The sequence below is a fragment of the Desulfomicrobium orale DSM 12838 genome (genome assembly GCF_001553625.1).
In the GTDB taxonomy this organism is placed as follows: domain Bacteria; phylum Desulfobacterota; class Desulfovibrionia; order Desulfovibrionales; family Desulfomicrobiaceae; genus Desulfomicrobium; species Desulfomicrobium orale.
Map to the genome: position 1 here is coordinate 245,717 of NZ_CP014230.1, position 14,714 is coordinate 260,430.

Here is a 14,714-nt window from a genome sequence, read left to right on the forward strand (position 1 = left end):
AATGAAAAAAGCCGAGAATTTTCTCAGCTTTCTTTCATGGCTTCAGCCTGATAGTGTTGCACCAGACCGTCGATGATTTCCTGAATATGCCCGTCCATTGCCTGGTCGAGGCTGTACAGGGTCAAATTGATCCGGTGATCCGTAATACGGCCCTGAGGGTAGTTGTATGTGCGGATACGCTCGGACCTGTCGCCCGAGCCCACCTGGGCCTTGCGGTTTTCATCGTAGACTTTCTTCGATTCGTCCTGAGCGGCCTGAAGCAGCCGGGAACGCAACACTTTCAACGCCTTGGCCTTGTTCTTGTGCTGAGACTTCTCATCCTGACAGGTGACCACAATACCTGTGGCCAAATGCGTGATGCGGATGGCCGAGTCCGTAGTGTTGACGGATTGTCCTCCCGGACCGGAAGAGCGGTAAACATCCACACGGATGTCGCCGGGGTCGATGGTCACATCCACTTCTTCGGCCTCGGGCAGAATCGCCACCGTCACCGCAGACGTATGGATGCGACCCTGGCTTTCTGTAGCCGGTACGCGCTGTACGCGATGCGCGCCTGATTCGTATTTCAGCTTGCTGTACACGTCGGTACCGGCAATCGAGGCCACGATCTCTTTGAAGCCGCCGGTGCCCGTATCGTTACCGCTCAAGATTTCCACACGCCAACCCTGTAATTCCGCATACCGGCTGTACATGCGGAAAATGTCGGCAGCAAAGAGCGCGGCTTCCTCGCCGCCAGTGCCCGCGCGCACCTCCAGGATGATATTCTTCTCGTCCAGAGGATCGCGGGGGGTAAGCAAACGCTTGAGCAGATCTTCCTGATCGCGCAGACGGTTCTTCAGGTCAGCCAGCTCCGTCTGGGCCAGTTCACAAATCTCCGGGTCCGGATCTTTGGAGAGATCCTGATTTTCCTCGATCTCGCGCAACAAGCCCTTGTATGTCTCTATCTCGGGAACAATCCCGCCAAGTTCGGCGTGCTTTTTGGCAACCTTTTTATAGCGCTCCTGATCCTGAAAAATTTCAGGAGCACTCAGCTCCCGCTCCAACTCACGGAACTTGGCCACCAAGGTCTCAAGCTTGCCAATCATCGAGAATCCCGCGCAGCCAAAGATTACTTCTGCAACCCGGCGTATTTCTTCCTGAACCGGTCGATCCGGCCAGCGGAGTCCACGAAACGCTGCTCGCCAGTGAAAAATGGATGGCAATGGGAGCATATCTCCACGCCGAGTTCCTCGCCGACAGTGGACTTCGATTCAAATTCGTACCCGCATGCGCAACGGACCTTGGTTGTATAAACCTTGGGGTGCAAGTCTTTCTTCATAAAAACCTCCAGTTTCAAAAAGAGAGTGGCTCTCTAAAACAGAGCAGCAGTGTTGGCAAGCCCGAACAAAAGGAACTCTTAGGGAAAGAAACCGTCAGATGGAATTTCTGGCCTGATTGAGGGAGATGTTGAAAGCCACGGAGAAAAAATGATGCATGAAATCGACATATTCGACTGAAATATTATCGGGCACGGCAATACGGGCCGAAGCGAAGTTGACAATACCCCTGATGCCGGCCTCCACCAGATAGTTGGCTGCGCGCTGGGCGCGTTCGGGTGGGGTGGTAATAATTCCTATCTCGATATTCAGTTCGCGGGCCCGCTCTTTCAGCCGCCGGGAACATACCACTTCAAGACCGGCGATTTCCTCTCCGATTTTGAATGGATCGCAATCAAAGGCACCGACCAGGATGAAACCCCTGCGCCGGAACACACCGTGCCGCAGCAGCGCCCGGCCAAGATTGCCTACGCCGACCAGAGCGGCATTCCAGGTTCTGTCTATGCCCAAGGACTGCTTGATGGCCGCCAGCAGGTCCTGCACATAGTAGCCGACTCCGCGCACGCCAAATTCACCGAAGTAAGCCAAATCCTTCCTGATCTGAGAAGGATTCACACCGCACGCCCGGGCCAGACCGTCCGAGGAAATGACGTTCTCGCCGTCCTGAAGCAAAATCTCCAGGGCCTGAACATATACGGCCAAACGCTGAATGGTGGCCCTAGGGATGTGAGCGCTTTTCAGGCTGACGCCGGGACAAATCATGATGGTACACTTTTAAAAGGCAAGGGAGAATATCCCCCTTGCCTTGAATAAGGGCTAGCCCACAAAGGGGTTGGCGAAAAGCAGGATCAGGTTCACAACCAGGGCGTAAATGGCCAGAGATTCGATCAGGGCCAGACCGATCAACATGGTCACAGTGATTTTTCCGGACGCTTCCGGGTTGCGGGCTGTGCCCTCGCAGGCGGCCTTCAGCCCCAGTCCCTGGCCGATTCCGCAACCAGCGGCGGCCAGAGCCATGCCCAGAGCAGCCGCCAGCGCAATGGTGGAGGCAACTTCAGGAGTAGCTTCGGCGGCAAAGGCAGTGGACGCGACAGCTACCAAGGCGACGGTGACCAGTACGGACAGAAAACCTTTACGCATAAATCCTCCTCAAACGTATGATGATTATTGGTCGAAAGACCATTTCCCCCAAAATCAGTGCGCTTCTTCAAAGGCTCCCTTCAGATAGAGCATGGAGAGCATGAAAAATACCAGTGCCTGGATGACCTTCAGCAGCATGAACAGAAAGTAGATGGGCACGGTGGAGACAATGGGCGCCAGCATGAAGAGCAACGCCAAGACAATATCCTCGCCCCGGATGTTTCCGAAAAGTCGCAAAGAAAGAGAGAGCATGCGCGCAAAATGCCCGATGACCTCGATGGGGAAAATGAGCGGCGCAAGCCACGGCACCGGCCCCGTGAAGTGATGGACGTAACGCCACCCGTGCAGTTTGAAGCCCCAGTACTGATAGTAGACAAATATGAACACAGCCATGGACAAGGTGGTGTTGATGTTCGCCGTGGGCGCATCCGCACCGGGCACCAGCCCCTCATAGTTACTGAACAGAATATAGATGAAAAGCGTCGCCAGGACCGGAAACACCTTGCGCCCGTCCTCTCCCATGTTGGCTACCACGAAATTTTCCAGCGACTCGATCAGCGTCTCGAAAAAATTCTGCAGCCCTCGCGGCACAAGTGAAAGCTTTCTGGTCGCTAACACCGCCAGAAAAACCAACACAATCATGACCACCCAGGAGTGGAGAACATGCGCCGGGATCAGGCTGTGACCATGAGCGTCCACCAGACCAATGGCTTTGACCGCCTCCTCCACGAGAAAAATCGGATGTAGATCCCCCGCCATGAGCTAAGCCTCCTTAGAAGTTTTTCCCAGGAATTGTGCCATCCCCCAAAGCAAAATATTGAGCACCACGGTGGACATGCCCAGCAGCAGCATGATGGCCGACGCACCCGTGAACGCAATGAGCAGGTAGAAAGCCAGAGCGGTCAGCACAAGCCGTCCGTAAAAGCTGAACAGCTGGATAAGAACCGCGCCTTTTTGCATGGAAATCAGCTCCTGAACAATTTTGCCCAGCGCCAGAAAATTCATCGTCCCAAGCAGTACCCCAACCGCAATATCCAATCCGGTCTTTCCCATAAGCGCGCAAGGCACGGTTGCCATCAGCATGTAAATCTGGCGAAGAGCCAACCCGCGCACTTCAGGCACATGAAAGCCCCAATCGTACAGTCTGCGCTCAATCTTTCGACGCATGTTCTTGCACATCCTCTGCCGCTGCTTCCGCTTCCTTGCGCTGAATGCGCTTCATCTCACGAAACATGTTCCGATAACCGGCGATAATGCCGAAAATCAGGAAAATCAGCATGAGCCACGGTCTGGTTCCAAAATATTTGTCCAGATAATACCCCATGACCAAGCCCACGACCACTCCGGACACCAGATGCAGGCCCATCATGTATGCAAGCCCCATGGCTTCGGAGTGTTTGTTTTTCTTCCTTGAAAAAAACATGGTTTCCAGCTTGCGACGGCTGCTTGGCCGCCCCTTCGTGCAATAAATCACAATCAAAGATGGGCTAGCACACCCATTCTGCCCACGTCAATGAAACTTTTACATAAAGTATCACATTCTATCAACACGCCGCGGCATCCATGCGCCTTGCCAGTCTGTTCCGGGAACGCTATCTTCGCTTTCTTAACTCGAAACCATGCATGCCTTGCCCATATCAGCGAACATGAAAAACCGTACCGAACTCAAAGCCAGAGATTTGAAACTGCTCCCGGATTCCCGCGCCATTCTGCGCGGCAACGATCTCCGCAACGGCGAACATCCTGTCTGCCTGTTTCAGCCGCGCGCCCTCAAAGCTCTGGAGATGTGCCTGGCCATCCCGGACATGGAGTACAATATCTATGTCGCTGGCGATCCCGGCCTGGGACGCACGTTTCTGGTCGAAAATTTTCTGGCGGCCAGAGCGGGAAACGGCGAAACTCCGCCGGATCTGGTCTACCTGAACAACTTCAGGTCACCGGACAATCCCATCCTGGTCCATCTCCCTCCGGGTCGGGGCAAAGTCCTGAAAGAAAAACTGCGGGATGTCGTGCGCAGACTCCGCCGCGACCTTCCCCGCCATTTTGAACAGGCCAGTTACCAGCGTCTGCAAAACAAACTTTTTTCCAGACTTGCCGGCGTCCGCGAGGATCTGCTGGCCAGAATGGAAGATGCGGCCCAGAAAAAAGGTTTCAGCCTGAACATCGACGACTCCGGCGCGGTGTCCCTGACTCCCCTGGTGGACGGCAAAGTGCTGACCATGGAAGAATTCGAACGGCTGGACGCTCCGCTCAAAAAATCGCTCAAGGACCAGAGCGGCACGGTGCTGAACACCATCGCCGATCTGTCGCGGCTGGTGAATAAAAGCGAGCAGGAATTTCAGGCCCAGGAGCTGAAGCTGGCTCAGGACCACGGCGCGAGTCTGGTGGACCGCGTTCTGGCCCCGCTGCGCAAGAAGTTTGCGGACATCAAACCGCTCAAAGCCTATTTCCAGGATTTCCGGGAGGATGTGCTCGACAACCTCTCCCACTATCAGGGCCGGCAGGAACGCGACCCCAGAACATCCCCCGAGCAGGCCGAGCAGATTTCCGATTCCTTTTTCCAGCGCTATGAGGCCAATCTCTTCGTGGACAACTCCGGAACCAACGGCGCGCCGGTCATCCGCGAGATCAACCCAGGCTTTTTCAACCTGCTCGGATGTGTGGAGCGGGAAACGGAGTGGGGCACCTATTACACAGACTTCTCTCTGATCAAGGCCGGAGCCATCCACCGGGCCAACGGCGGCTACCTCATTCTGCGAGTGGAAGATCTGCTGGCCCACCCCTTTGCGTGGGAGGGACTTCTGCGCTGCCTGCGCACCAAGCAGTCACGACTGGACGACCCTACCGACCATTACGACATTCTGCGTACCCGGACCATCACGCCGGAGCCCGTCCCGCTGTCGCTCAAGGTCATTCTCGTTGGAGACGACGAGACCTACGAGCTCCTGTACACCCATGACGAACGCTTCCGGAAAATCTTCAAACTCAAGGCGCATATCCAGGATTCCGTCGAGCGCACTCCGGAAACCATCGCCGGGTACGCCCAGACCCTTTTCCGGGCCGCGCGCAAGGAAAGTCTGCGTCCCTTCGGCAAGGACGCCCTGGCCGAGCTGGTCGATTACTCCACGCGCATGGCCGAAGACCGGGAACGTCTGTCTTTGCATGTCTCCCATGTCCGGGAGATCATGATTGAAGCGAATGCCCTGGCCGGAACCCGGGAAAAACGCGCCGTGGACGCCGAAATGGTCAAGCAGGCCCTCGATGAGCGTGAGTACCGGGCCAATCTGTACCGCGAAGAATTCCTGCGGGAATATGACCGCCGCTCCATCAAGGTGCTCACTCAAGGGGAGGCCGTAGGCGCGGCCAACGGACTGTCCGTGACCCAGATCGGCGAATACGTCATGGGGCTGCCCCACCAGATTTCCTGCACTGTGGGAGTGGGACACGGCGGCATCATGGACCTCGAACGCGAGGCGGAACTGGGAGGCCCCATCCACACCAAGGGCATGATGATTCTGAAGAGCTACTTCGTAAACCTCTTCGCCCGCAACAAGCCGCTAGTGCTGACCGGCAGCCTGTGCTTCGAGCAGAGCTACGCCCATGTGGACGGCGATTCCGCTTCCGGCGCGGAACTGGCGGCCCTGCTTTCGGCCCTGTCCGGCGTGCCCATCCGGCTGGATCTGGCCTTCACCGGCGCCGTATCCCAGTCGGGGGCGATCATGGCCGTGGGCGGAGTAACCCATAAAGTGGAAGGTTTTTTCGAGGTCTGCCGCCGCAGGGGTCTGACCGGAAAGCAGGGTGTGCTGCTGCCGGCCGACAACATGGTGCACCTAGTGCTGCGCGATGACGTCGTTCAGGCCATCAAGGACGGTCAATTTCATATCCATCCGGTGCAATCCATCGAAGAGGCCATGGAAATTCTGACCGGCGTACGTGCCGGAACACGCCTGAAAAACGGCCAGTTCTCCCCCCGCTCCATCTATGCGGCGGTGGATGAACGCCTGACCGAACTGGCCGTACTGGCCGAAAAGAAATTCTCTCTGCCGAGAAAACGGAAGACGACTCTTGAGTAGGGAGCAGTCAAGAATGACTTTCGAAAAGAACTGTCCAACATTGTCAATTTCCAATACACTAGCACAGCAAGGGAGGAAGTCATGCAGAAAAGATTGATTCAGGAATACACAGAATTTAAAGAAAAATGCGTACTGCCCGCAGAACTTCAAGATCGTTTATCTCCTCCTCTTTTAATAAAAGTACCAGAAAAATGGGAGAGGAGTGATAAAAGAGTCCTAGTTATTGGACAGGAAACTTTAGGATGGAGTTTCCAAAGTGGAGAATATTATTCATGGCCATTTGAGAGAATATGGTCATTTAAAGACTTCCTCAAAGTTAATGATTCTGTTCAGGCCATGATACATGCTTATCAAGAATTTGAATTCGCTAAACAACAGCCCGAGAATTACAGAAGCCCATTCTGGAGAGCTTATAGAGAAATAAGAAAAGCAAACAAAGACACTATAGACGGAATAGATACAACTGTATTATGGAGTAATCTATTCAGAATGTCTCTTGATTGCGGAAGTGTTATTAAAAATGGGAAGAAAGAAGAAATAGACATGATCAGATCCGTTTCTTCTGGATTGCTATTAGAAGAGATAAAAATACTCAAACCAACATCTGTCATCTTCTTCACAGGACCACATTATAATGAAACATTATATAAAGAATTTGGCGGAATTGTCCTGGAAAAATTCATGGATTACGAAACAAATCATACAGCATACCTTAACCATCCTGTATTACCAAAAAAGTCAATAAGGACTTATCACCCAGGATATTTGAATCGCGGACATTGGGATATATTGGATAAAATTATTGAGGCAATTATATAAATCTTGCCTCAATAATTTTCCCAAATCGAGACATACATAGTATGCATCGCAGCCAGGACTAACGTCGCATTATTGACGTATCTTATGCTAATAACGAGCCATTGATTCAAATTACGGCAAAGAGAAACATACGGCCGAGATGCGACCGGCATAGGAGCACACCAGAACCAGAGTTCTCATTTGTAGACAAACGACATTTGCAAACTCCTCCGCAAAACCACCCTGCACATTTTTTACCAGGTTGCCTTCCGGAGGAAGCTCCACCATCTCTGCACAGGTCGCAGCCCGATCCGGACGCCTGATAAAGCATCACAATGCGGAAAGATCGTAAAAATATATGGCGGCAGAGTTCCCGTGCAGATATTCCTTGATGGAAAACAGCCGGGATGAAAAAGGCCGTGTAATTCAACGAAGCGGCCAAACGGGCGAATCAAACAAAGGACCCTGTCCGATCAGGTCCGAACCACCACATGGGGCAATCATGAGCGACGAAGCCAACAAGATCATCTATTCCATGATCAAGGTCTCCCGGTTCTACGACAAGAAGCCGGTCATCAAGGATATTTCCCTGTCCTTCTTCTACGGGGCCAAGATCGGCGTGCTGGGCTTAAACGGTTCCGGCAAGAGTTCTCTCCTGCGGATCATGGCCGGCGTGGACAAGGAATACAACGGCAACATCTCCATTTCTCCGGGGTACAGCGTGGGCTATCTGGAGCAGGAACCCGTGCTCGACCCCGACCGGACCGTGCGCGAGACCGTGCAGGAAGCCGTGCGGGAGACCGTCGACCTGCTGCATGAATTCGAGGACATAAACGCCAGATTCGCCGAGCCCATGAGCGATGACGAAATGGACGCGCTCATCGCCCGCCAGGCCGAAGTGCAGGAAAAGCTTGACGCTCTGGACGCCTGGGATCTGGACTCCCGCCTGGACATGGCCATGGAAGCCCTGCGCTGCCCGGAGCCCGAAACGCCCATCAGCGTTCTGTCCGGAGGAGAAAAGCGGCGGGTGGCGCTGTGCCGCCTGCTGCTGCAAAAGCCGGACATCCTGCTGCTGGACGAACCCACCAACCATCTGGACGCCGAAACCATCGCCTGGCTGGAGCACCATCTGCAGCAATACCAGGGCACCATCATCGCCGTGACCCATGACCGCTATTTCCTGGATAACGTGGCGGGCTGGATTCTGGAACTGGATCGCGGCGTGGGCATTCCGTGGAAGGGCAACTACTCTTCGTGGCTGGTCCAGAAGCAGAACCGCCTGGCCCAGGAGGAAAAGGAAGAAAGCGCCCGGCAGCGGACCCTCAAGCACGAACTGGAATGGATCAACATGTCGCCCAAGGGCCGTCACGCCAAGGCCAAGGCCAGGATTTCCGCCTACGAGAACATGCTAAATCAGGAAACCAAAGAGAAAATCAGGACCCTGGAGCTGTTCATTCCCTCCGGACCGCGCCTGGGCGACGTGGTCATCGAAGCCGAACATGTGAAAAAGGCGTACGGCGACAAGCTGCTCATGGAGGACATGACCTTTGCCCTGCCTCCGGGCGGCATCGTGGGCGTCATCGGCCCCAACGGTGCGGGCAAGACCACGCTCTTTCGCATGATCACCGGCCAGGAGACACCCGACTCCGGCTCCATCCGTCTGGGACAGACCGTGAAGCTGGCCCATGTGGATCAGGAGCGCGACGCGCTGGATCCCAAAAAGACCGTATGGGAAATGGTTTCCGGCGGTTACGACATGATTTCCCTGGGCGGACGGGAAATCAATTCCCGGGCCTATGTGAGCAAATTCAACTTCGCCGGGCCGGATCAGCAGAAAACCGTGGGCATGCTTTCCGGCGGCGAACGCAACCGCCTGCATCTGGCGCTCATGCTCAAGCGTGAGGCCAATGTGCTCCTGCTGGACGAACCCACCAACGATCTGGATGTGAACACCATGCGCGCCCTGGAGGATGCTCTGGAAAACTTCGCCGGATGCGCGGTGGTCATCTCCCACGACCGCTGGTTCCTGGACCGCATCGCCACGCATATCCTGGCCTTCGAGGGCGACAGCCAGACCGTCTGGTTCGAGGGCAACTATTCGGAATACGAAAAGGATTTCAAACGGCGCACGGGCCAGACCCTGGCCGTGCCCAGACGCATCCGGTACCGCCAGCTGGTCAGATGATTCCGGCGGCGGACATGCCGCGCGGATGCGGCGCTTCGCGGAAAAACAGCCGTCCGGTCCGCTTTTCAAAAAGCCCGGCCGGTGCTAATCGACATCAACTCAATTTCATACATTCCGCTGACTGAGGAGAAAGGAATGAACACGAAAAACCTGACCTGCAAGGCGCTGCTTCCCGGATATGGAACCATTGTGGCCGGAAGCGTTCTGGAAAACCTCATTTTCCGCACCAACTGGTTTCTGCCGGGATCTCTGGTGGGACTGCTGTGGAGTCTGGCGGGGCTGGTCTGGCTCGTGCTGGCCATGCGGGAGCTGAAAAAAGGGGAAGGCTACATGCTGGTGCAAAGCGGCCCCTTCGCCCGGACCCGCAATCCGGTCATTGCCGCCAATCTGCTGGCCGTCATGCCCGGCCTGTGTCTCATTCTGAACACCAACATCGGAATTCTGGGCATTTTCGTGGCCCTGGCCCTCTTCTACACTCACGTGCACGAGGAAGAAGTGGAACTGGAAGAGCGTTTCGGCGCCAGCTACGCGGCATACCGGGAGCGGGTCTGCTGTCTGCTCCCCTGTCCGCTGGGCAATGAATAATCCGAAATCATGAGGGATTTTCCCGCCCACAGCGGAGGAAATTTCGGGGCGGCCTCAGAGGCCGCCTTTTTCATGACGCGGCGCCGGATCGAAATACCGCAGTATTGCGGGAACGGCCGCCGCAACCCCTCCTACCCAAAAGCCAGCCCCATCAAATGGCGGTACAGCCCGCCCAGATCGGCCGGAGTGCGGCCGAGCACGGCCCGCCAGACCTCATCCGACTCCATGCACAGATAGATTTCCCGGTCCAGGCCGCCCCGGCGCAGGGCATCGGCGAGAAAACGGAACTGCTCCACACGCAGAGGCCGCAGCAGCCTCTGCTTGCCATCCAGACCGGTGATGAATTCGCTGTGGATGTACCGGGAGTCGGGGAAGTTTTCGGCGATGGCCCGCCTGAGGTCGGGCATGTGCCGGAAGGAGCCCATGCTCAGATAGGCGATGTGTTCCGGGCGCAGATGGTCGAAGATCATTTCCACGGTCCGGCCGTAGCCCTCGCGCCAGCCCGGAAAATGAATAATGGGGTCAAAATGCAGGCAGACCCTGAATCCGGCCTGGGCGCAGGTCCGGGCGGCGGCCAGACGCTCCTCGAGGCTCGCGCACGCGCCCTGCTCTTCCCGCTCCACGATTTCCGGTGCGTTCATGGACCAGGCGGGCAGCACTCTGGACGGGTCGGGCACGGCATCCATCCAGGACAGGTCCGCCACCTTGGATTTGAGCTCCAGACACACCTGCGGATAGGCGCTCAAAAATCCGGCCAGGTCCCGGCTGTAGCCCGTCAGGGCTTCCAGCACCAGGGAGTCGGTAAATTCCCCCGTGCCCACCCGGTAGCGGCGGCCGGGCTCGGATGTGAAGGCCCGGTCCAGTTCCGTCCACAGATCGTCCTGATTGGCCCAGACCTTGAGCACCCGGTCCTGAAAATAGGCCTGGAGAATACAGTAAGAACAGCGCAGGGGACAGTTCTCCCCGATGTGGATGATCTGGTATCCGCAGCAGCGGTAATGGCTGGTGCCGGGACAGAAGCGCAGGAACCGGCCCCTGTAATGCTTGAGATAGAGGATGTCCCCGCGCTCCAGGCCCGAAGCCAGGGACCGGCCTTCGGGCAGTATCTCCCAGGGCAGGTGCGGCAGCCTTTCCCGGACGCGCAGGGCCAGCGGCGAAGAGGCGACCGTCTGGTCCGCCACCACCCTGCCGATGCCGCGCAGATATCCGGGCAGACCGGTCATGAGTCCGCCTCCATGAAAATACCGCTCCAGTCCGCCAGGGCCATGTCCGCCAACTGACGCGCCGCACGCTCGACGTCCGCCGCACAGGTCAGACGCACGCTCATGTCCACCGCTTCCGTTTCAAACTGGTCCGGCTGGGTCAGCCGCCATCCGGTCCCGGCGCTGATCCGCCGGGCCGCCGCCGCGAAATTCCGCTCCAGAGCGGTCAGTTCGGGGTAGCGCAGAGCGCGAATTTCCGCCGTGATGCGAGCCATGGCATCCTTGGGGGACAGGTCCGAAGCCAGCCCCTCCCGCGCGGCGGCCAGCATCCCGCCGATGTCCCGGTTCTCGCGCAGGCCCGCTTCCCGCAGCCAGGCCAAAAGATTGACCGAATTGCCCCGGGACCACGAAAAGGCCGCGAACAGCGGAAAAAGCGCACCGATTTCCGCCGCGTCCATTTTTTCGAGCGCGTCCACACAGACCAGCGGGATGTTGCCCGCCGCAAGAAGACCGTCCCATTCCTCCGGCAGCTTCAGCCAGGCCATCGCCTGCCGGGCCCGGCGGGCGCGGGGTTCAAAGCCCAGAACCGTCCAGACTTCCTCCAGACGGGCCGGATCGAGCCCCCGGAAATAACGCAGGGCCCGGACCACACGCCAGTCATCTATATCGAAAGCGGCATTGGATTCCAGATAGAAAAGCCCCCGTTCCCAGGCATCAAGAGGCCCCACATCGCGGCACAGTACGGACCGTCCTTCTTCCGACAGACAGGCCAGCCGGGCCGCGCCCGCCACCAGGACAGGACGGGAACCGCCTGAATCCACCAGCACCGGGAAAAGCTGTCCCCGGCGGATCAGACTCCGCCGCAGCGAGTCGCCGGGCTTACGCTTCCAGAACAGCCATCCACCGGTGGCGTCGATGTCTTTTCCCGGACAGGAAAAAAAGCCGGCAGCGGGAGCGCCCCTGAAAGACGCGTCAGGCATATCCATGTCAATCTCTCAACAATTTGAACATATTATGCATGCCGGGCAATCCGGCCGCACTTGACAATCCAAAGCCCCTCTCCCTATAGGGCAGGCTTTGAAAAAAGCCCGGAACAGCGGAAAGTTTGGGACATTTTCGGATCAAAAAGCACGGAAATCTCATTCAATTTCGTCTCTTTGGCAAGACAATTCCCCGCCAGCTCCTCCGGAAGACACAGGAGAAAGACAGACTGCCGACAAATCTCTGGTTCACGGAGCGCGGCCAAAATCCCGGTGAAAGATCCGGGAGCTTTTCCGAACGCGCTCATCCACACCTTGTAGCCGCGTGGTTATACTTCGCATAAGGGGGCCGTATGCAGGATCAGCTTCAGAAACAGAGAACCTTCGCCCTGATAGGACATGGCGGAACCGGCAAGACTTCCGTGGCGGAAATGCTCTTGTTCACCGCCGGTTCCATCTCCCGGCTGGGCAAAATCGAGGACGGCACCACAACCCTCGATTACGAGCCCGAGGAAACCAAACGCCGGGGCAGCATCCAGCCCTCCTTCGCCCAGTTCTCCTGGAAAAAAAATCTGAACTTCCTCATCGATACGCCCGGTGACAACAACTTCATCGGCGACCTCCCCTATCTGCTGCAAGGCGCGGACAACGCCGTGCTGGTCATCGACGCCATCGACGGGGTGAAGCCCCTGACCAAGAAAATCTGGTCCGAAGTCGTCAGGGCGGAGCTTCCGGCCATGGTTTTCATCAACAAGATGGACCGTGAACGGGCCGACTTCCAGATGGCCTACCAGAGCCTCGCGGACATTCTCGGCATCAAGCCGGTGCTGTTGTACCTGCCCATCGGCAGCGAAGCGGACTTTCGTGGCGTGGTCGATGTGCTGAACGAAAAAGCCTACGCCTTCGGGGAAAACGGCGCCCTTTCCCCCACGGACATCCCGGCGGACATGGCCGATGACGTGACCCTGGCCCGCGAGATCGCCGTGGAGAACATCGCCGAAAGCAGTGAAGAGCTGATGGAAAAGTATCTGGAAGAAGGCTCCCTGACCGCGGAAGAGCTGACCGCCGGACTCCGGGCGGGCGTCCTGTCCCGCATCCTGGTGCCGGTCTGCGTGGGCGCGGCCCTGGAAAACAAGGGCGGCGCGCTGCTGCTGGATGCCATTCAGAGCTGCATGGCCTCGCCTCTGGATCACAAGCCCTGGCTGGACGCCGAAGGCAACGAGCGGCCCTCTGATCCGGACGCTCCCCTGGCCGCCTTCGTCTTCAAGACCATCGCCGATCCTTTTGCCGGACAGCTGTCTGTCATGCGTGTGCTCTCCGGAGTGCTCTCCCCCGACGCAGCGGTGCTGAACGCCGCCAAGGACGAGAAGGAGAAAATCGGCCAGGGCCTGTTTCTGGAAGGCAAAAAACAGACGCCCTGCAAGCAGGATCTCGGCCCCGGCGCCATTGTGGCCGTGGCCAAGCTCAAGAACACGTCCACGGGCGACACCCTGTGCGCGGAAAAATCCCCCTTCGCTCTGGCTCTGCCGAAGCTGAGCCCGGCCATCATCTCCTACGCCCTGGCCGCCGAGGAAAAGGGCGAGGAAGACAAAGTCTTCGCGGCGGTGCAGAAACTGCTGGAAGAAGACATCAACCTGCATCTGGAGCGCAACGAGGAAACGGGCGACATGCTCCTTTCGGGCATGGGCCAGCTGCACATCGAACTGTCCGTGGAAAAGGCCAGACGCCGCTACAAAACCAATATCCTGCTGAAAACACCCAAGATCCCCTACCGGGAAACCATCAAGGGCAAGGCCCAGGTCCAGGGGCGGCACAAGAAGCAGTCCGGCGGCCGGGGCCAGTTCGGCGACTGCTGGATCCGCATGGAGCCCAATCCGCGCGGCGCGGGCTACGAATTTCTGGACGAAATCGTGGGCGGCTCCATTCCCCGCAACTACATTCCCGCCGTGGACAAGGGCATCCAGGAAGCGGCGGTGCGGGGTTTTCTGGCCGGATACCCCATGGTCGATTTCAAGGTGGCCCTCTACGACGGCTCCTATCATACGGTGGATTCCTCGGAAATGGCCTTCAAAATCGCGGGTTCCCTGGCCTTCAAGAAAGCTGTGGAGCAGTGCAATCCGACCCTGCTCGAGCCCATCATGCTGGCCTCTGTGTTCATCCCCGACGAGTTCATGGGCGATGTCATCGGCGACCTGTCCAGCCGGCGCGGCCGGGTGCTGGGTTCCGATTCCGTGGGCGGCGTGACCGAGGTCAAAGCCCACGTGCCCATGGCCGAGATGATGAAGTACGCGCCGGATCTGCGCTCCATGACCGGCGGCCAGGGCACCTTCACCATGGAATTCGCCCATTACGAGGAATGCCCGCCCAACGTGGCCGAACAGGTCATTGCCGACAGCGGCAAGGCGGAAGATTGATCCGTCGTCTTTCCGGCGGGC

General features: G+C 57.4%; 14 protein-coding genes. 5 read left to right on the forward strand and 9 right to left on the reverse strand.

Features of this window, described 5'->3' with window-relative positions:
- Nucleotides 1–23 precede the first annotated feature (23 nt).
- From prfA to AXF15_RS01165, 7 genes are all read right to left on the reverse strand, one after another.
- Nucleotides 24–1,085 carry a peptide chain release factor 1 gene (prfA, locus tag AXF15_RS01135; protein ID WP_066602164.1) on the reverse strand — a complete coding sequence of 354 codons (1,062 nt, stop codon included), beginning with the start codon at nucleotides 1,083–1,085 and terminating at the stop codon, nucleotides 24–26.
- Between the two features lie 23 nt (nucleotides 1,086–1,108).
- A complete protein-coding gene (rpmE, locus tag AXF15_RS01140; RefSeq protein ID WP_066602171.1) occupies nucleotides 1,109–1,318 on the reverse strand; it encodes a 50S ribosomal protein L31 in 210 nt (69 codons plus the stop codon).
- Between the two features lie 94 nt (nucleotides 1,319–1,412).
- Nucleotides 1,413–2,078, reverse strand: a complete 666-nt coding sequence (locus AXF15_RS01145) for a redox-sensing transcriptional repressor Rex (RefSeq protein ID WP_083517782.1) — start codon at nucleotides 2,076–2,078, stop codon at nucleotides 1,413–1,415.
- A 54-nt stretch (nucleotides 2,079–2,132) separates the two neighbouring features.
- Nucleotides 2,133–2,456, reverse strand: coding sequence for an ATP synthase F0 subunit C (gene atpE, locus AXF15_RS01150; protein ID WP_066602173.1), 324 nt, complete (start codon nucleotides 2,454–2,456; stop codon nucleotides 2,133–2,135).
- A 54-nt stretch (nucleotides 2,457–2,510) separates the two neighbouring features.
- Entirely contained in the window at nucleotides 2,511–3,215 is a 705-nt protein-coding gene (gene atpB / locus AXF15_RS01155) for a F0F1 ATP synthase subunit A (protein ID WP_066602180.1), read from the reverse strand.
- Nucleotides 3,216–3,218: 3 nt separating this feature from the next.
- A complete protein-coding gene (locus tag AXF15_RS13910; RefSeq protein WP_151192242.1) occupies nucleotides 3,219–3,623 on the reverse strand; it encodes an ATP synthase subunit I in 405 nt (134 codons plus the stop codon).
- Entirely contained in the window at nucleotides 3,607–3,879 is a 273-nt protein-coding gene (locus tag AXF15_RS01165; RefSeq protein ID WP_066602194.1) for an AtpZ/AtpI family protein, read from the reverse strand. The genes AXF15_RS13910 and AXF15_RS01165 overlap by 17 nt, the downstream gene beginning before the upstream one ends.
- Before the next feature lie 223 nt (nucleotides 3,880–4,102).
- Here AXF15_RS01165 and AXF15_RS01170 point away from each other — a divergent pair, with 223 nt between their 5' ends.
- The 4 genes from AXF15_RS01170 (at nucleotide 4,103) to AXF15_RS01180 (ending at nucleotide 10,097) form a co-directional block, all read left to right on the forward strand.
- Complete coding sequence (locus AXF15_RS01170) at nucleotides 4,103–6,529, forward strand: Lon protease family protein (RefSeq protein ID WP_066608519.1); 2,427 nt, start codon at nucleotides 4,103–4,105, stop codon at nucleotides 6,527–6,529.
- A gap of 81 nt (nucleotides 6,530–6,610) precedes the next feature.
- Complete coding sequence (locus tag AXF15_RS13915; RefSeq protein WP_151192243.1) at nucleotides 6,611–7,348, forward strand: hypothetical protein; 738 nt, start codon at nucleotides 6,611–6,613, stop codon at nucleotides 7,346–7,348.
- A 481-nt stretch (nucleotides 7,349–7,829) separates the two neighbouring features.
- Nucleotides 7,830–9,512: an energy-dependent translational throttle protein EttA gene (gene ettA, locus AXF15_RS01175; protein ID WP_066602197.1), complete on the forward strand. Its 1,683-nt coding sequence runs from the start codon at nucleotides 7,830–7,832 to the stop codon at nucleotides 9,510–9,512.
- 135 nt (nucleotides 9,513–9,647) lie between these two features.
- The gene (locus AXF15_RS01180; RefSeq protein WP_066602201.1) at nucleotides 9,648–10,097 is read left to right on the forward strand and encodes a methyltransferase family protein; all 450 of its coding nucleotides are present in this window, start codon (nucleotides 9,648–9,650) and stop codon (nucleotides 10,095–10,097) included.
- A 131-nt stretch (nucleotides 10,098–10,228) separates the two neighbouring features.
- On the opposite strand, the gene AXF15_RS01185 is transcribed toward AXF15_RS01180, so the two are convergent.
- Both AXF15_RS01185 and AXF15_RS01190 read right to left on the reverse strand, forming a co-directional pair.
- Entirely contained in the window at nucleotides 10,229–11,320 is a 1,092-nt protein-coding gene (locus tag AXF15_RS01185) for an SPL family radical SAM protein (RefSeq protein WP_066602207.1), read from the reverse strand.
- On the reverse strand, nucleotides 11,317–12,285 hold the full coding sequence (locus tag AXF15_RS01190) for a hypothetical protein (protein ID WP_066602210.1): 969 nt from the start codon (nucleotides 12,283–12,285) through the stop codon (nucleotides 11,317–11,319). Before AXF15_RS01190 ends, AXF15_RS01185 begins: the two co-directional genes overlap by 4 nt.
- Before the next feature lie 347 nt (nucleotides 12,286–12,632).
- Here AXF15_RS01190 and fusA point away from each other — a divergent pair, with 347 nt between their 5' ends.
- The gene (fusA, locus tag AXF15_RS01195; RefSeq protein WP_066602214.1) at nucleotides 12,633–14,693 is read left to right on the forward strand and encodes an elongation factor G; all 2,061 of its coding nucleotides are present in this window, start codon (nucleotides 12,633–12,635) and stop codon (nucleotides 14,691–14,693) included.
- Nucleotides 14,694–14,714: the final 21 nt, after the last annotated feature.